The organism is Lysinibacillus sp. A4 (assembly GCF_024919535.1).
Taxonomy (GTDB): domain Bacteria; phylum Bacillota; class Bacilli; order Bacillales_A; family Planococcaceae; genus Lysinibacillus; species Lysinibacillus capsici.
In genome coordinates, this window is record NZ_JANWTB010000001.1 from 486,301 (window position 1) to 503,949 (window position 17,649).

14 protein-coding genes are annotated in these 17,649 nt (G+C 41.8%); 1 reads left to right on the top strand and 13 read right to left on the bottom strand.

Annotated features, from left to right (window positions below):
- Nucleotides 1-26: 26 nt before the first annotated feature.
- The gene (locus NY607_RS02860) at nt 27-1,664 is read left to right on the top strand and encodes a PucR family transcriptional regulator (RefSeq protein ID WP_259419132.1); all 1,638 of its coding nucleotides are present in this window, start codon (nt 27-29) and stop codon (nt 1,662-1,664) included.
- Here the strand turns inward: NY607_RS02860 and NY607_RS02865 are convergent.
- The 13 genes from NY607_RS02865 to pdxR form a co-directional block, all read right to left on the bottom strand.
- The gene (locus NY607_RS02865) at nt 1,653-2,480 is read right to left on the bottom strand and encodes an ABC transporter permease (protein WP_004229583.1); all 828 of its coding nucleotides are present in this window, start codon (nt 2,478-2,480) and stop codon (nt 1,653-1,655) included. The two genes, NY607_RS02860 and NY607_RS02865, sit on opposite strands and share 12 nt — an antisense overlap.
- Before the next feature lie 12 nt (nt 2,481-2,492).
- A complete protein-coding gene (locus NY607_RS02870) occupies nt 2,493-3,434 on the bottom strand; it encodes an ABC transporter permease (protein WP_131519786.1) in 942 nt (313 codons plus the stop codon).
- Between the two features lie 16 nt (nt 3,435-3,450).
- Nucleotides 3,451-5,007: an ABC transporter substrate-binding protein gene (locus NY607_RS02875; protein WP_009374229.1), complete on the bottom strand. Its 1,557-nt coding sequence runs from the start codon at nt 5,005-5,007 to the stop codon at nt 3,451-3,453.
- Nucleotides 5,008-5,024: 17 nt separating this feature from the next.
- A complete protein-coding gene (locus tag NY607_RS02880) occupies nt 5,025-5,996 on the bottom strand; it encodes a P1 family peptidase (RefSeq protein WP_054550828.1) in 972 nt (323 codons plus the stop codon).
- 3 nt (nt 5,997-5,999) lie between these two features.
- A complete protein-coding gene (locus NY607_RS02885; RefSeq protein WP_066037719.1) occupies nt 6,000-7,013 on the bottom strand; it encodes an ABC transporter ATP-binding protein in 1,014 nt (337 codons plus the stop codon).
- Nucleotides 6,982-8,016 carry an ABC transporter ATP-binding protein gene (locus tag NY607_RS02890; protein WP_004229594.1) on the bottom strand — a complete coding sequence of 345 codons (1,035 nt, stop codon included), beginning with the start codon at nt 8,014-8,016 and terminating at the stop codon, nt 6,982-6,984. The genes NY607_RS02885 and NY607_RS02890 overlap by 32 nt, the downstream gene beginning before the upstream one ends.
- A 15-nt stretch (nt 8,017-8,031) precedes the next feature.
- Nucleotides 8,032-9,486 carry an aldehyde dehydrogenase family protein gene (locus NY607_RS02895; protein ID WP_048390125.1) on the bottom strand — a complete coding sequence of 485 codons (1,455 nt, stop codon included), beginning with the start codon at nt 9,484-9,486 and terminating at the stop codon, nt 8,032-8,034.
- A gap of 10 nt (nt 9,487-9,496) precedes the next feature.
- Nucleotides 9,497-10,243 carry an SDR family NAD(P)-dependent oxidoreductase gene (locus tag NY607_RS02900; RefSeq protein WP_131519783.1) on the bottom strand — a complete coding sequence of 249 codons (747 nt, stop codon included), beginning with the start codon at nt 10,241-10,243 and terminating at the stop codon, nt 9,497-9,499.
- 1 nt (nt 10,244) lies between these two features.
- The gene (locus tag NY607_RS02905) at nt 10,245-11,333 is read right to left on the bottom strand and encodes a tartrate dehydrogenase (RefSeq protein WP_131519782.1); all 1,089 of its coding nucleotides are present in this window, start codon (nt 11,331-11,333) and stop codon (nt 10,245-10,247) included.
- Nucleotides 11,330-12,562 (bottom strand): M20 family metallopeptidase, encoded by a 1,233-nt coding sequence (locus NY607_RS02910; protein ID WP_131519781.1) that lies wholly within the window; start codon nt 12,560-12,562, stop codon nt 11,330-11,332. The genes NY607_RS02905 and NY607_RS02910 overlap by 4 nt, the downstream gene beginning before the upstream one ends.
- A 422-nt stretch (nt 12,563-12,984) precedes the next feature.
- The gene (locus NY607_RS02915) at nt 12,985-14,112 is read right to left on the bottom strand and encodes a conserved virulence factor C family protein (protein WP_131519780.1); all 1,128 of its coding nucleotides are present in this window, start codon (nt 14,110-14,112) and stop codon (nt 12,985-12,987) included.
- Between the two features lie 12 nt (nt 14,113-14,124).
- Nucleotides 14,125-16,011, bottom strand: coding sequence for an ABC-F family ATP-binding cassette domain-containing protein (locus tag NY607_RS02920; RefSeq protein WP_259419133.1), 1,887 nt, complete (start codon nt 16,009-16,011; stop codon nt 14,125-14,127).
- Between the two features lie 124 nt (nt 16,012-16,135).
- On the bottom strand, nt 16,136-17,599 hold the full coding sequence (gene pdxR / locus NY607_RS02925; protein ID WP_237900209.1) for a MocR-like pyridoxine biosynthesis transcription factor PdxR: 1,464 nt from the start codon (nt 17,597-17,599) through the stop codon (nt 16,136-16,138).
- Nucleotides 17,600-17,649 lie beyond the last annotated feature (50 nt).

Sequence of the window (17,649 nt, forward strand, 5' to 3'; positions counted from 1 at the left end):
TACATTCGAAGGGCAGGTGCTAATTGATGTCGAAACATCCTCTACTCGTACGTGATGTCCTCAAGCGCAAGCATTTTGAATCGGCGAAGCTTATTGCAGGGCAGCACGGCCTAGATCGCCAAGTATTGTGGACACATATATTAGAAATTAAAGATTTTGAAACCTTAATCAATGGTGGTGAATTAATTTTAACGACGGGTGTCGGTTTACAGCTAGAACGAGAAACACAAATAGCCTACTTACAAAACCTTATTCGTAATGAGGCAGCTGGTCTTTGTATAGAAATTGGCGACTATTTTGACCATGTTCCCGTAGAATTGATTGCCATGGCAAATGCCCATCATTTCCCTATCATCATCTTTGAGGAAATTGTACGATTTATTGATATTACGCAAGATTTGCACACGTACATAATTAATCAACACCAGCAGGCACTTACACAGCTAGATACACTATCCAAAACGTTTATGGAATTATCATTAATGCCAAATGGTATTTTAAAAATATTACAAGTGCTCCATCAAGATACAAATGCTCCCTTTCTATTTGTTTCAGAAGATACAAAAAGCTTTTATTATCCTATGGAGGCTAAAAAATATTTACGTGTCATGGAGGAGCATTGTCAGCAGTTAGAACTACAAGAGCCCTTGTACCTTCTATCCTTGGGTAAAGACCATTTTGTCATTATTCCTGTTAATGGACTTGGACAAGTGTGGGGCTATTTATGTATGCATTCTGAACTGCCAAAGCAGAGTGATTACACCTTGTTAAATCTTGAACGAGCAACTATGTCGATTGCCCATATTTTAATGCGTAACCGCATGCTTCAGGAGCGACAGCAAAGCCGGGAAGATGAATTCATACTAGCCTTAATTCAAGGTCAGCCAGTAGATATTCAATACTACCAAAGCTATTTACCAATCGAAAGTCGTAATTTATTTTACCGAGTCATCGTGTTCAATCTACATGATGAAGCCAATACTGTGCCTGAAGAAGAATGGCAGGAAATCCAGCTACAAAATGCCATGTATGTTCGTTCGATTCTGAAAAAGCTTGGCTTTTTCCCTACTGTTTCAGTAAGACAGCACGAGATAATTATTTTAGCCTTTTTCATTGCCGCAGATTATATGAAAGACAATCGCGACGCTTTTGATCAAGCCATTTCACAAATCATTGCAAGAAAAGCAGCACAATTTTTTGAGCAACTTACCCTTAGCTATGGTATTAGCAATGTCTATCAAACGATCGAAAGTGTTCATCTGGGCTATAAGGAAGCCAAATCAGCCATCCAAATGCAGCATCATCAATTGACGAGCTCCATCTATTATAAGGATTTAGGTGTTTATCGATTGTTATTACAGCAGGATCAAACAGCTCTCTTACAATTTGTAAAAGATTATTTACAGGAAATTTTAGTATTAGACCAAAAAAGTAGCCATGATTTATTTCAAACATTAGCTGTTTATCTGTCCTGTAATGGAGCTAAAAATGATACTGCAGAACAGCTGTTTATTGTCCGTCAAACACTTTACAAACGAATAGAACGCTTAGAAAGTATACTAGGTGCTGATTTTTTACAAGCTCCCCATCGCCTCAATCTTGAGATGGCAGTTAAGGCATATGAACTGTTGCAAAAGACAGCACCTGATCTATTACGATTTTGAACGCGGGTCCATAAAATCTCGTAAAGCATTACTGAGCATATATAAGCCTAAAACAAGAATGGTAATGGCTCCTCCAGGGGCATACGTATACCAAGGGGCACCGATTAAATAGGCTTGTGAATCTTTTAACATTCTACCCCAGCTAGGGTTTGGTGGCTGTACCCCAAGCCCTAAATAGCTCAGTGCTGCCTCGGCTAACATGGCTGTCGCAAAAGTCACAGTTGCTGCCACAATAATTTGCGACGAAATGTTTGGCAAAATATGACGAAACATGATGCTATAAGGCTTAACACCAATTAATTTCGCTGCCAGCACATATTCCGAGTCACGTTGTTGCACAAAGCCACTGCGGGCAATCCTCGCAATAGCAGGTATCGCGATAATCCCCAGCGCTATCGCTGTATTCGTTATTCCTGGGCCGAATACTGCTACAAGCATTAATGCTAAGATGATTCCTGGAAAGGCCATTAAAGCGTCCATCGTACGCATAAATATTTCATCGACCCAGCCACCAACATAGCCTGCAATTCCGCCTATGAGAATACCAAATATCGTTCCAATCGCAACCGTTAATAGACCCACGGCAAAGGCTGTTTGTGTCCCCTTCATAATGCGACTAAAAATATCTCGCCCAAATTCATCTGTTCCAAACATATAGGCACCACCTGGACCACGCAATTTTTCAGGTATATTCATCGCGTTGACATCATGGGGTGTATAAAAAAAGCTAACAATCATGACGAGCAGAAAGCCAACAATGACGAGGAGACCAATGACTAAATTGATTTTTTTAGTATAGCGCTGTAATTGTTTCATGGTAGTCACCTCTTAACGTAATCGAATTCTAGGGTCCAACACAGAATATAAAACATCCACGATAAAATTAATCATGACGACAGCTACTGTAATATACATAACGATCCCTTGTACGAGTGGAAAATCACGATTACTGATAGCCGTAATCAATAACTGACCAATCCCTGGCAATGAAAACACCTGCTCCACAATAATCGTTCCTGCCACAACCTCCGCCATAATCAACCCAAAAACCGTCAATATCGGAATCATGGAATTTTTCAAAACATGCTTATACATTACATTTTGTTCAGACATCCCTTTACTGCGTATCGTACGGACATAATCGAGCTGGACCTGCTCCAAAATGGCTGTACGAACATAACGAAAATTCACCGCAATTTGGGGAATCGCAATCGTTAAGGCAGGAAGTATTAGGGTACTGAGCGCCCCTGCTACACTTTGTGTCCAAGGTATATAGCCACTTATTTTAAAGAAGCTGAACTGTAGGCCAATGTAAAGAATAAGCATCATCCCTAACCAAAAGGAAGGCACTGCCATACCGATCTGGGTTACAGTCGATAATGACACATCACTTAATTTATTTTGTCTTCTTGCTGCAAACATCCCTAAAGGTAATGAGATGATTAAGACAATGATAAGGGTGAGTCCTGCTAATGACATGGTGACAGGAAGTCGATCAAATAGTAATTCTTTTACTGGCATGGAAAATCGAATGGAATTCCCTAATTGCCCTGTCAATAAGCCCTTCATCCAATCCATATATTGTTCATAAAGAGGACGATCCAAGCCAAGCTCAGATCGTAAATTTTCAATTTGAGTGGGATCCGCCTCTGTTCCTAGCATTGTGCGAACTGGATCACCAGGTAAAATTTGAAAAACACCAAATGTAATAATGGATACTAGAAGGATGGTTGTTATTAACAGGATGATTCGACGTAGGATATACATCATAAGCACTCATCCCTTTCTAGTTTGAAAACTTGACCTCTGACATATCGTGGAACCAGAATGGATAGCTCTTGAGCCCCGTCACCTGTTTGTCAGATCCCCAAACGATTTGATAATCCGCAATATACACTGCTGTTGCCTGCTCAGCTAATATTTCCTGTGCACGATGATAGTACTCTATTTGCTTGGCTTGGTCGGTTTCCTTTAAAACATCAGCCATAATTTTGTCGTATTCTTCATTTTTAAATAAGAAGAAGTTTTCACTATCGTTTGTAGAAATGTAATCATTCAACACTTCAAAAGCAGATGCACGACCTGTTAAGTCAATCGTTGTCATTGCATAGTCACGACCAAAGTAAACGCGATCTAGCCAAATTCCCCATTCCACTACTTCAATTTCTACATCAATTCCGATCTCTTGTAGATTAGCTACGACAATTTGGGCAATATTTGAGTAAATATCATTGTGTGAAGACACTGTAATTTTTGTTTTAAAGCCATCTGGATATCCTGCTTCTGCTAATAACGCCTTCGCTTTTTCCACATCTCGCTCATACATGCTTTCTAAGCCCTTCTTTTGGAAATCGCCCATCGCTGGACTCATATTAGAGCCAAGTGGCACAGCATAGCCTGCAAACACAGAGTCAATAATATCGGCTTTACTAATGGCGTAATTGATTGCTTGACGAACCTTCACATTGTCAAATGGTGCCTTTGTTTCGTTAAATGTAACAATAAGAGAAGAGTTATTATTTTGGTGTGATAAATTATAGCTTCCCTCTACCTCGCTCACACGGTGCCAAGGAACACTCGTTAAATCAACTTCGTTTGCCATTAAGCTCATAATGGCTGCCTGATCATCTGATTGGAAGGCAAAGGTTACTTTATTCAAATAAGGTAATCCTTCTTGCCAATACTGTTCATTTTTCTTAAGCTCTAAATTTGTACCTGGTGCATATTTCACAAAGGCAAATGGACCTGTACCAATTGGATTTTCATTATGCTTTCCATCATTGCTCTTTGGAATAATAGCTGATTGTCTGCCTGTTAATGAATACAAGAAATTTGAATTTGGCTCTTTTAGCTTAATCACAAATGTACTTGCATCAGGCGCCTCTGTAGATGCTACATTATCAAAGCTATTGGACATTTTTTCCCCACCATTTTTCCCCATTAAACGGTCAAAGGAATATTGAATATCCTCCATCGTTAAATCATCACCATTATGAAACTTCACACCTTGGCGAATTTTAAACGTATAGGTTAAGCCGTCCTCAGAAATTTCATAGCTTTCAGCAAGTCCCTCCTTTAAGGAGCCATCCGTTTCAGGAGCCATTAGCCCCTCAAAGATATTTAGAATCATTTGATAAGAAATGGACGCTGTCGCTTTATGTGGATCTAAAAAATCTGGATCATCATTCACACGTACAACAATTTCCTGTGGAGCATCTGTTGCCGCTTGACCATCTGTAGTACCTGAAGTAGTCGTCGTTTTCTCTCCATCACTTGAACACGCTGCCATAACGATTGCCATTAACACTGTTAGTAGTATTAATCCGCTTTTTTTCCATTGCATGGCTGTTCCCCCTTTTTCTAAGTGCTTGTCTTTTGAATGCTTGTATAACTCTCAACATCCGCCAATCGTTCAGCGGCTTTAATGCCAGCCAGAATTGCTTCCTCCATCACCTTTGTCGCTAGTTGGCCTAAATAATCAAGTGCATAGGATTGATCCCCTGTACCAAGCACAAAAATCGTATCGCCATCCAGCATCGTATGAACAGGATAAATCGTGCGTGCTAAGGCATTTTGCGTAAGCTGCGCAATCTTTTTAGCCTCAGCCTTCGTTAGCTTGGCATTCATTGCCACAACACCAATGGTTGTATTTGTACCCGCTAAAGCCTCTGATTGTGCATGTTGCTCTAAATAGGCACAGCAATCCACCCATTGACCAGAATGCGTATCTCTTGCTCCAGCTAAAATTTTCCTCGTTGTCGGGTCCTTGACATCTCCAACTGCATTGACAGCCACGATAGCACCTGCTACAAGACCATCTTTTCCCGCATAGGAAGCACTACCAAGTCCACCCTTCATAGCAAATTCTGGACCAGCTAATTTGCCTACAGTTGCTCCGTAGCCTGCGCCTACATTGCCATTTGGAAATGAGCCAACTTGTGCCGCTTGTGCCGCTTCATAGCCCATTAGTGCTGTAGGTCGTGCATGTGGATCACCGATAAACAAGTCAAAGAGTACAGCACTTGGTACAATCGGTATTTTTGCTACTCCTGCATCTACCCCAATCCCTTGCTCCTCTAAAAATTGCATGACGCCTGTAGCAGCATCTAACCCAAACGCACTACCCCCAGCTAAACAAATAGCATGAACTCGGTCAATTTCATTGATGGGATCTAACGCATCTGTTTCACGAGTACCTGGTGCAGAGCCTCGAACATCCACTCCACAAACTGCTCCGTTTTCCACTACTAGCACCGTACAGCCTGTGATGCCCTCCTTGTTCTCGCGATGTCCTACCTTAACACCTGGCACATCCGTTATATTGCCAAACATTCTTCACACCTCACTTTTTAAATAATTATAATTTTCTGATTTTTTATCATATAAAAAACAGGCTACTCGTTGATGATCATTTTCATTGTGAAGCTTCGGTCTCTCCTGATGGCATCTTTCCATCACATGCGGGCAACGTGTATGAAAGACACAGCCAACAGGTGGATTCATCGGACTTGGTAACTCGCCCTGTAAAAGTATTTCTTGCTTAGGCTCATCAAAATTAACAACTGGTATTGCAGATAGTAATGCTTGTGTATAGGGATGCAACGGATTGGCATATAGCTCCTTCTTTGTCCCAATCTCCACTACTCTACCTAAATACAGCACTGCCACACGGTCACTAATATGCTTCACAACGCTTAAATCATGTGAGATAAATAAATAGGTTAATTGAAATTCATCCTGTAAATCCATCATGAGATTGAGCACTTGTGATTGCACCGACACATCCAATGCTGAAACGGGCTCATCGGCTATAATGAATTCTGGATGAATCGCTAATGCCCGTGCAATTCCAATACGCTGCCGCTGCCCACCAGAAAATTCATGTGGAAATTTATGCATGGCATCCTCAGGTAGCCCTACCTTTTGTAATAGCTCCTTCACACGCTCTTTGCGTTGCTCCTTCGTCAAGGTTAATTGTAGCTTCATCGGCTCTTCGATTATAGAACCGATTCGCATTCGAGGATTGAGAGAGGCAAAGGGATCTTGAAAAATCATTTGCATTTGATTACGGTAACTTTGTAGCTTATTCCCCTTTAAATGCTGGATGGGTTGTCCTTTATATAGCACTTCTCCTGCTGTTGGTTCAACGAGCTTTAAAATTGTTCGCCCAAAGGTGGATTTTCCTGAGCCTGATTCACCAACAATTCCAAGTGTTTCCCCTCTATAAATCTCAATCGAAATATCATCAACCGCTTTTATGACCTTTTTCTCTTCCTTCATCGATTTACGCTTCACAGGAAAGTAGGCTTTTAAATGATTAATTTCCAGCAAAACTTCTTTCTCTGTCATGAGCCAGCTCTCCTTTCTCCGTGAATAAATGACAGCGTACCTTATGTGCCTCCTGAATGTGATGAACAGCAGGTTGCTCCTGATGACAATGTGCCAGCGCATGGGGACAGCGTGGCGCAAAGCGACAGCCGTCAGGTAATGCATACGCAGGTGGCACAGTACCAGGAATCGATGGTAGCCTTTTGACATCTGTTTCAAGGCTTGGCATCGTCTTTAAAAGCGCTGTTGTATAAGGATGCTGTGGATTTAAAAAGAGCTCTCTTACTGGGGCCTCCTCGACAATCTGTCCCGCATACATCACCATAACGCGGTCAGCTGTCTCTGCAACAACGCTCATATCATGGGTAATGAATAAAATGGCTGATCGATGCTCTTCCTTCATTTTTAGCATCAGCTTTAAAATCTGTGCCTGAACCGTGACATCAAGTGCAGTTGTTGGCTCATCCGCAATCAATAGCTGCGGATTATTTGACATTGCGATGGCAATCATAACGCGTTGTCGCATCCCGCCTGAAAGTTGGTGAGGATATTCAGCGATGACCTTTTCTGCATTCGCAATCCCGACTTCTTTTAAAAGCTGTAGCGCTTTATTCCATGCCTCTTTTTTCGATACCTTTTGGTGTCTTCGTATGCCTTCAATCATTTGATTGCCAATCGTAAAAACGGGATCTAAAGAGGTCATGGGCTCTTGAAAAATCATACTAATTTCATTGCCTCGTATACGGCTCATTTCTTTATTTTTATAGGTAAGTAGATTTTTACCGTTTAAAGTGATAGAACCTGACGTAATTTCTCCTGGAGGTATAGGCAGCAGCCGCATAATGGCTAAGGATGTAATACTTTTGCCACTTCCCGATTCACCAACCAGTGCAACGGTTTCTCCTTTATGAATCGTAAAATTCACATCTTCCACAACTTTTGCCTCTTTGCCATTTTTTAAATGGAATTTAATTGATAAGTGATTGACCTCTAAAAGCACATCTTTTTCTTTTGGCTGTTCCATATGCGTCCCTCCATCTCAGTGTTGATTAGGTGGTGCATAGCGTATAGCGATATTTTTCATTTGCGTATAGTTTCGCAGTGCAACAAAGCCCTTCTCTCGACCAATTCCGCTTTTTTTATAGCCTCCAAATGGCATTTGAATGCCTCCAGCAGCCCCATAATTATTGACAAATACTTGTCCCGCCTGCACACGACTTGCCACATAGTGAGCCGTATCGATATTTTGTGACCAAATGCCCGCCACTAGACCATAGTCCGTACTATTGGCTAATGCGATGGCCTCCTCTACAGTGGAAAATGTCAAGACGGTTAACACTGGACCGAAAATTTCCTCCTGAGCTAATGGATCATTTGGATCAACACCATCAAGTATAGTTGGCTGAACATAAAAGCCGTTCTCATAGCCTGCCAATGTCAATGGTTCCCCACCCGTCACAACATAGCCATCTACCTTTGCTTGCTGTAATAATGCAGTGATTTTTGTATATTGTTGTTCATTCAGTAACGGTCCCATCTCCATATCTGCTTCACCTGGTCCTACTTGGATCACTTGGAACCTTTGGGCTAATCGGGAAATGAAGGACTCTTTTATACGTTCCTCAATGAGTAAACGTGCCCCTGCTGAACAAGTTTGACCAGCATTTTGAATAATTGCACGTACGACTCCCTCTAATGCCTGCTCCATATTAGCATCCGCAAAAACAATATTAGGAGATTTACCACCAAGCTCTAATGTCACAGGCACAACATTTTCAGCAGCCGCCTTCATCACCGCAATTCCTGTGGGAACAGAACCTGTAAACGTAATATGATTAATATCGGGATGTGAAGTTAAATAAGGACCAACTTCTCGTCCCAAGCCCGTAATATGCTGGAAAATCCCTTTCGGCAACTTATCGGCGAACCATTCTGCAATGGCATGTGTTGTTAGCGGTGTATCCTCCGCACTTTTCACAATGACTGCATTACCAGTTGCTATAGCGGCTGCTACACTTCTTGCCGTAATTTGAATCGGATAATTCCATGGCACAATATGTACCGTAATGCCCACTGGCTCTAGCACTACTGCATTTAATAGTCCATCTTCAATCGGAATTGTATCTCCCATTACCTTATCCGCTGCACCGCCATAAAATTCAAAATAGCGAGCCGCTGCTTCAATATCTGCTCTTGCCTGTGATAAGGGCTTTCCTACATCCCGACATTCTAGTAAACTCCATTCCTCTGCATGCTTACGAATATAATGAGCAAATTCGATCAATAACTGCCCACGTTCATAGGCTTTCCATTGACGCCAGTCCTCTCGTTCAAAGGCTACACGGGCTGCACGTACTGCCTCTTCTACATGTTCTTTACTCGCGTTGCTAATTTGTGCAATCACTTCACCTGTTGAGGGATTCTTAACATCGAGGTATGTCTGTGCATCACCGTGAACCCACTCACCATCTATCAACATAGGAATTTTTTTCATTGTACCCCTCCTATAATCCACGGCCACCATCTACATGTAATGTCGTCCCTGTGACCATGCTTGCTGCATCTGAGAGTAAATAACTAACAGCTCCTGCAATATCTGCTGGCTTCACCAATCGCCCTAATGGCACAGATTGCACAAAGACACTCTGCTTCGTCTGCTCTACATCAGCACCCTGTGCGGCAAATTGACCAAGCATTTGTGTGTCGGCTGGTCCTGGATGAATCGTATTAACCCGAATTTGACTAGATGCTAATTCAATTGCCAATCCTCTCGTAAAGCTCTCTGCTGCACCCTTTGAGGCAATATAAGCCTGTAAGCCTGGTCTTGGTCGCACTGCTGAAATTGAGGCAATTGTAATAATAGAACCCCTTTGCTGTTTTTTCATAAAAGGGACAACGGCCTTTGTTGTGATAAATAAACTTTTCACATTAACATCCATTAAACGATTCCATTCATCCATAGTGACCTCTTCAATCGGTGTAGCTGACTGGGCAATTCCCAGTGCATTAACAAGGCCATCTATTCTGCCATACTTATCAAAAACCTGCTGGCAGATGTCTTGTACACGTTCCTCCTGTAACACATTGACTTCAAAGCATTGAAGGGCATCCTGTGTAATATCTGATAAGGCATCTATGGATAGATCAAGTCCAATAACTCGATTGCCCAGCTTTAATTGCTCGTGAATAATGGCCTTTCCCATACCGCCTCCTGCACCAGTAACCACAACCACCTTTTGCTCAACTGCCATGCTAAACACCTCCTGCTGTTAAAGTTCTATTAATAATTTCCTGACAAATCGCATCGCCCATTTGTGCTGTTGTCGCTTGTCCACCAATATCTGCTGTTTTCACAACGCCTTCTTGCAGCACAGCTGTAATGGCTTTAACAATGAGCTGTTCTAAATCTGGTCTGCCTTGATGGCCAAGCAGTAAGGCAAGCGACCAAATTTGAGCGATTGGATTGGCAATGCCCTTGCCTGCAATATCTGGTGCTGAGCCATGAACAGGCTCAAACATCGATGGAAAATCCTTTTCGGGGTTCAGGTTGGCTGATGGAGATAGACCAAGTCCTCCAACAATAGCAGAGCCTAAATCGGATAAAATATCGCCAAACAAATTCGACGCTACCACCACTTCAAAATTCTGTGGTCGTTCTACGAAATAGGCGACGAGTGCATCGATATAAATGGATTCGAGCTGTAGTGCTGGTGAACTTTGCTTCACCGTTTTGCCTGTATGCTCGTCCCAGAATTTCATCGAATGAATAATGGCATTCGATTTTGTCGCACTTGTTATTTTGGTTTTACCATGTTGCTTCGCATAATCACAGGCAGCATGGACAATTTTTTCAATCCCAATTCGCGTCATGATTGTATTTTGAATCGTCATTTCCTGCGGCTGCTGTTGGTACAGTCGACCACCACTGTCCGAATATTCACCCTCTGCATTTTCACGGAAGATCACAAAGTCAATTTCTTTGCCGTTAGCTAAGGGCGACGCTATTCCAGGCAGCGATTTAATAGGACGGAAATTCACATATTGCTGAAAATGCTTTCGAATGGGCATAATTAATTCCCAAACAGTAACATCATCGGGCACACGAGCATCGCCAATAGCCCCAAATAAAATCGCATCATATGTTTGAAGTGTTGCTAGTGCATCATTAGGCATCATACAGCCATGCTGCACGTAGTAATCGGAGCTCCAAGGAAAGATGGTTGTTTCAATTTGTAAGGAGCTATGTTGTTCTTGCAAACAATTTAAAACTTTTAACGCTTCCTGCATAACCTCTTTTCCTATGCCATCTCCTGGTATTACTGCTATTTTAATAGCCGTCATTGTGCATCACCCGCCAAAAATTTTAATGCTGCTAAACGGTAAATGGCCGTTGTTTCTGCCAATTCTTCAATATCCACATACTCATTGATTTGATGAGGGATTTCTCGATCTCCTGCACCAACCGTTACAATCGGAATTCCATGCACATGAAGAAACGTACCATCTGTCGCGCCTGGAACACCGTTATATTTTGGTTCCTTTTCTGTTACCTCTCCCACAGCTTCATAAATAGCCTGTACAACAGGGTCTTCCTTTGCTGTTGCTGTTGCAGGTCGGTTATCAAGAACCGTCAGTTCTACTTTGAAATCAGGATCATCCGCTTGTAATCGTTTAATAATCGCTTCAATCTTACCCAGCAGTTCATCATGGTCCTGCGCAGGCACCGTACGAATATCGAGTGTTGTCATACAGTGATCAGGAATGACATTGATTTGCGCATCTCCCTTCACAGGCGCTCGTAAAATGGTTGGTGTAATAGATGGCCAATTCAGCATTGGATCACGCCCTAATCGTGCTTGCTCCTCTTTTTCCAGCTTTTCAAGCTCTACGATGAAACGTGCCATACGCCAGTTAGGATTGATGCCACTCCACGAAATCGCACCATGCGCCATTTTACCGAAAATATCTACCTGTAAACGAATAGCCCCGCGTTGTGCAATACACACATTATTTTCCTGTGGCTCACAAATAATCGCACCATCCACACCATCGGCCCAGCCATTTTTAATAAAATGCTTAATGCCTAGCATAAGCCCTTCTTCATCACATGGAATACATAAAATAATTTTGCCCGTAAACGCCTCTTGATCTAGTAGCAATGACTGACAAGCTGTAATCATACAAGCAAGATTCCCTTTTGTATCATTCGTTCCCCTGCCATACATACGCCCATCTACAATTTCTGCTCCAAATGGATCATAGGCCCAAGCCTCTCGATTGCCCTCTGTCACCACATCCGTATGTCCTTCGAAAAGTAATGTTTTCCCAGGCTTGCCCGAATCAATAATACCAATGACATTTGGTCGCCCTGGCACAACCTCCTCGATATGCGTCTCGATGCCAATATCTCGTAAATACGCCGCTACAAAAGTTGCCACCTCTTGCTCATTGCCCTTCGGATCGTTCTCACGGTAAACGCTTTCAATGCGCACGAGCTTCTGTGTTAAGGCGATGACCGTCTCACGATCTCGCACATACGATTTTGTTGTCTTTAAACTAGTTACTGTCATGCAAAGGACCCTCCTATTTTTAAAGAATATTCTGAATTTATGTTATTTTAACATTGTCCTTTCTCTATGAAACTAGACAATATGTTAATGATTCAAAGAACGCCTTTAACTTTTTGTTTAGCAATAAATCACTAGAAAAATACATTTTTTTCTGTTTTACACGGTTTTTCGATCAATCTATCGAATGAATGAGAGTATTATTTTTGAATTTTGAGGTAGTTAGAGATTTTTAGTTTGGAAGAGGGCAATTCTTTTTTTGAGCGGAATTACTTTTATTTGGAGCGGGTTCCCACTTCTTTGGAGTGGTTCGCTCACTTCTTGGAGAGGACCTATCACTATTCAGGAGCAACCTCATTCACTTATTAGAGCAAACGCCAACCATTACAAAATAGAAAAAACCAGCATTTGCTGGTTTTTCCTGATTATTGTTGACGGGATTCGGTCATTTGCTTCCAAACCGAGCCTTTTGCTTCTTCGCCTTGTTCGATACGGGCAATGGCCATTTTCACTTGTAGCTTCACTTCGAATTCTTTGTCATCCTCGGCAGCCTTTAATGCTGGTAAGGACTGTTCTGTGCCGACCTCATATAAATACATGGCTGCACGCCAGCGAACCAATTTGTTTTTGTCCTGTAAGGCTTGCAGCATGGCTTCTTCAAATTCTACAAAGCCAAGGTCACTCATGCAGTCACCTGCTGTTCGGCGTACTGCTGCACTTTTATCTTGTAGGGCTTTTTCTAAATAAGGGACAACTGCCACATCCTCAATCATGCCTAAGTACACCGTCGCTAGTCGACGGATAGACATTTGTTCATCCTGTAAGGCTAAATCTAATAGCGGTAGATCGTCTAGCTCAGGATCAGCCATTTGATCGAGCAATTGGAAGCGTTTCTCCCATTCAGGTTGCTTGAATTGCTCTACTGTCACTTTGAGTTTGTCCGTTTTCACAGCGGCTTTTTCACCATCATTATTGATCGCTGTAACAATTTCCGCTAAACGGTCTGCAGAATAAGTAACATCAATCTCCTGTTTGACTGTTTCAGCAATTTCCTCCAGCTCACCGTAGCGAACCCCATAATCAATCCACTTACGTTGGAAAATATAGTTTTCATCTACTGCTGACTCAATAATTTGATTAAAAGCATCCACAAAACGGTCTCCACAGCTCATACGATATTCGCGTTGGTTATCAAAAACTTTTACTTGTAAAGGTACCTGCTTGTAAAACTGTACATGGACATAAACCTCTCCATAAAATTCATTGGCCATAACCGTTTCTTCTTGTGTTTGGACATCTTCCCCTAACACTTGACGAATACTTGCTAGAATGCCTTCCCATGCATATTTGGCATTGCGCTCAACAGCAAAGAAATCGGCTACATGGTAAACGCCCTTTACTCCTTCAATCGCTAAAATAGCAGCTGCCTCACCTGTTGCTTCGTCTTTATTATCCTTTGTAAAATTATAGCTCTTCCCGAATGGTAGCTCTGTATCAACAACAATCTTCATAGAATTGGGACTTGGCGTCGGTTCAATGGTAATAATCTTCATGTCTATCGCTCCTTATCCGTTAACTATTTCATCTAAATACGACCATCTTTCAATTAGATGCTCATACTGTGCATTTAGCTCATCCAACTTAGCTGTTAATTCCTGTAGCTTGGTAAAATCTGAGCCTGCATTGGCGATTCCTTCTTCGGTCTCCATAATAGCAGTTTCTGTTTTCTCTATCTCGTCTGCAATCGTTTCCCATTCTTTTTGCTCTTTAAACGATAGCTTTTTTTTGTCTGATTTTGGCTTTTCTGTTTTTGGCTTTTCTACTTTTGGCGTTTCTACTTTGACAGCAGCTGTCTGCTCACGTTTCTCCAGATACTCACTGTATAAATCCAGTGTTTCCTCTACTTGTCCCTGACCATCTAGTATCCATAGCTTTTTCGCAATACGGTCGAGGAAGAAACGATCATGGGAAATCGTGATAACCACGCCTGGGAAATGCTCGATGAAATCCTCTAGCACACCTAATGTTTCAATATCTAAATCATTCGTTGGCTCGTCCAATAATAAGACGTTTGGTTGCTCCATCAATAAACGTAATAAATGAAGACGCTTGCGCTCACCGCCCGATAATTTTCCAATTGGAGTACCATGAGCATGCAACGGGAATAAAAAGCGCTCCAGCATTTGAGCAGCTGAGTAACGGACACCCTCTGCATCGGTAATATCATTTGAAGCCTCACGTATATATTCAATCATGCGCTCATTTTCATTCATTTTCGGCAATGTTTGCTTGAAATGTGCCAGCTTGACCGTTGACCCAACAAGAATTTCACCTTGATCGGGTGTCAGCTCTCCTGCTAGCATGTTCAACAAAGTTGATTTTCCTACACCGTTCGCGCCGATAATGCCAATTCGATCACCTTGCTGTAGTAGAAATGAGAAGTTTTCAAGGATTTTTTGCTGGCCAAAGGCTTTCGAAATTTTCTCAGCCTCCAGCACTTTACGTCCAAGACGTGTTGTCGCAAGTCCCATATCCAAGGAAACATCTTCTGTTTTGCGTTCTAGGTTTTCTTCTAGCTTTTCAAAGCGTTGAATACGAGCCTTTTGCTTAGTTGAACGCGCCTTCGCACCACGACGTATCCATTTTAATTCTGAACGATAACGATTGCGATCCTTCTGTGCAGAAGCAGCTTGCATCTCCTCACGAATAGCTCTAGCCTCTAAATAATCACCGTAATTCCCTGTATGACGATACAAGGTTTGATTTGCTAACTCGTAAATATGTGTTGATAATTCATCTAAGAAATAACGATCGTGGGTGATGAAAATCACTGCACCCTTTAATCGTAAGACCATCTCTTGAAGCCATTCTGTAGACTGTACATCTAAATGGTTGGTGGGCTCATCTAATAAGTAAAGATCCGCTGGTTCAATTAACACCTTCGCTAATGCAACACGTTTTTGCTGACCGCCTGATAGCGTTAGTACCTCTTTTTCAAAAGTTTCAATCCCAAGCTTTGTTAAGGCCGTCTTTGCAAGGGCATTGACATCCCATGCCTGCTCTTCATCCATGCGCTGTTGCAGACTAAATAACGTCTTTTGTAAACTTTCGGATGTTGGGTTACTTGCTAGAGCAGCAACCGTTTCCTCATATTGACGATTCAGCTGTAAAATGGGCGAATCGCCTGAAAAGACAGCTTGTAAAACTGTTTCACCTGCCTGAAATGTAGGCTCCTGTGGTAAATAAGCGACACGGTATTTATTCGGACGATCTACTATCATCGAATCCGCTTCCATGTCCCCAGCTAAAATGGATAACAGGGTTGATTTTCCCGTTCCATTTATACCGATTAAGCCTGCCCGCTCTCCCTCATAAATGGTAAATTCAATATTTTGAAAAAGCGTTTTATCGCCCACTGTTTTGGTTAAATTTTGTACAATTAAATGACTCATTCCACTATTCCATCTCTTTCATGTTAGGTATTGTTCATGCCCACACGATTTTTATGTAGACGATTATTGATATCCACTATTCATCATAACACCAAACCGCAGGTAAACAAAGAACAACAAACTATCAACGAACTGGTGGCATGTCCTGTAAATAGGATTCCATAAGCTGACAAAGCTTGATGATTCCTTGTGTTAAGTCGTGGGGTTCAGGATAAGAGTAACTAATTCTTAGATGGTGATATTGTGGCTCTCCTGGATAACAAGCTGAGCTTGGTAAAAAGGTAATTTGGGCTTGTTGAGCCTTCCATAACAGCTCATCCGTATTGCCATTACTAGGTAAAGACACCCAAATATTAAGTCCACCTTTTGGCTCGATCCACGTAACGCCCTTTGGTGCATGCTTATTCAACAATGCAATGGTCTGATCCCTTCTTATCTCTAGTGCAATGCGCAGTTTTTCTAAATGGGCATGCATTCGGTCTGAACGTAAAAATGGAATCAGTGCCTTTTGTGTTAATAAGGGGTTACCCGAATCGGCACTGGATTTGGCAGATAAAAGTCGTTGATGAACGGTACCTTTTGAAAGGATAGCGCCGATTCTACAGCTCGGGGCCAACGTCTTACTAAAGCCTTTTAAATAAATAACATGACCCCTTGTATCTAAAGCTTTCAGAGGTGGTGGTGGTGGGTTATCGTCAAAATAGATTTCATTCCATGAATCGTCCTCTACGATAAGAAAGCCATATTGTTGGGCAAGATCCAGTAACTCGCTCCTTCTCACTTCACTTAAAACTGTGCCTGTCGGATTGTGAAAGGTTGGATTTGTATAGATAAGCTTTGGCTGTTTGCTTAGGCAGAGTGTCGCTAGAAGAGCTGTCTGCATTCCTTCCTCGTCTACTGGTATGGGAATAATGTGGGCCCCCCGATTTCTAAAGACATCGATTGCTGCTGTATATGTAGGGGCTTCGGTAATGACAATATCTCCAGGTCCAATAAATGTTTTAGCCACTATATCTATACCTTGTTGCACACCGTTTGTCACAATAATTTCCTCTGGTGTTGTGGCAATATTACTATATGCTTGTACATAGTCTCGAATTGCCTTTCGTGCATCTTCATCCCCCTGTACCGTTCCATAACGAGCGACAATCTGAGGATCTGTCTGTAATATTTCTACAATTTCATTTACCAAATAAACAGAGGGTAATAACCCAGGGTGGATGGTAGCACTTGAGAATTTGATCGCATACTCCATTCTTTTATTTAACATAGATTGTGAACGTTGAATGTAATCAGGAATGGTTAGTTGCCAATTATAATCACTACGGCTCTCATTTGTGCTTCTTTGTTCTTTGTTTCGAACAAACGCCCCCTTGCCATGTATCACTTCAATATAACCATTTCTTTCTAATAAGGCATATGCCTTACTGACCGTGACAGGGCTCACTTGATTTTCTTTTGAAAAGCTCCGAATAGAAGGTAATTGACTCCCTTCCTGTAAAAATTCTGATCTTATTTTTTCTGCAAGGATAGTTGAAATTTGATCAATTAAAGATTGATCGGACTGACGATTCAGCTTTATTTCCATTGGACCTCCAACTGTTATAGTCTTCATTTGACTGTTATATATATCACTAT

What these genes read in the sequence shown, in the direction of transcription:
- NY607_RS02900 (WP_131519783.1), bottom strand. Translation starts at nt 10,243, where the DNA reads ATGGCAGTTGAGCAAAAGGTGGTTGTGGTTACTGGTGCAGGAGGCGGT.
- NY607_RS02905 (WP_131519782.1), bottom strand. Translation starts at nt 11,333, where the DNA reads ATGACGGCTATTAAAATAGCAGTAATACCAGGAGATGGCATAGGAAAA.
- pdxR (WP_237900209.1), bottom strand. Translation starts at nt 17,599, where the DNA reads ATGGAAATAAAGCTGAATCGTCAGTCCGATCAATCTTTAATTGATCAA.
- NY607_RS02890 (WP_004229594.1), bottom strand. Translation starts at nt 8,016, where the DNA reads ATGGAACAGCCAAAAGAAAAAGATGTGCTTTTAGAGGTCAATCACTTA.
- NY607_RS02870 (WP_131519786.1), bottom strand. Translation starts at nt 3,434, where the DNA reads ATGATGTATATCCTACGTCGAATCATCCTGTTAATAACAACCATCCTT.
- NY607_RS02895 (WP_048390125.1), bottom strand. Translation starts at nt 9,486, where the DNA reads ATGAAAAAAATTCCTATGTTGATAGATGGTGAGTGGGTTCACGGTGAT.
- NY607_RS02910 (WP_131519781.1), bottom strand. Translation starts at nt 12,562, where the DNA reads ATGACAGTAACTAGTTTAAAGACAACAAAATCGTATGTGCGAGATCGT.
- NY607_RS02885 (WP_066037719.1), bottom strand. Translation starts at nt 7,013, where the DNA reads ATGACAGAGAAAGAAGTTTTGCTGGAAATTAATCATTTAAAAGCCTAC.
- NY607_RS02875 (WP_009374229.1), bottom strand. Translation starts at nt 5,007, where the DNA reads ATGCAATGGAAAAAAAGCGGATTAATACTACTAACAGTGTTAATGGCA.
- NY607_RS02865 (WP_004229583.1), bottom strand. Translation starts at nt 2,480, where the DNA reads ATGAAACAATTACAGCGCTATACTAAAAAAATCAATTTAGTCATTGGT.
- NY607_RS02920 (WP_259419133.1), bottom strand. Translation starts at nt 16,011, where the DNA reads ATGAGTCATTTAATTGTACAAAATTTAACCAAAACAGTGGGCGATAAA.
- NY607_RS02915 (WP_131519780.1), bottom strand. Translation starts at nt 14,112, where the DNA reads ATGAAGATTATTACCATTGAACCGACGCCAAGTCCCAATTCTATGAAG.
- NY607_RS02880 (WP_054550828.1), bottom strand. Translation starts at nt 5,996, where the DNA reads ATGTTTGGCAATATAACGGATGTGCCAGGTGTTAAGGTAGGACATCGC.
- NY607_RS02860 (WP_259419132.1), top strand. Translation starts at nt 27, where the DNA reads ATGTCGAAACATCCTCTACTCGTACGTGATGTCCTCAAGCGCAAGCAT.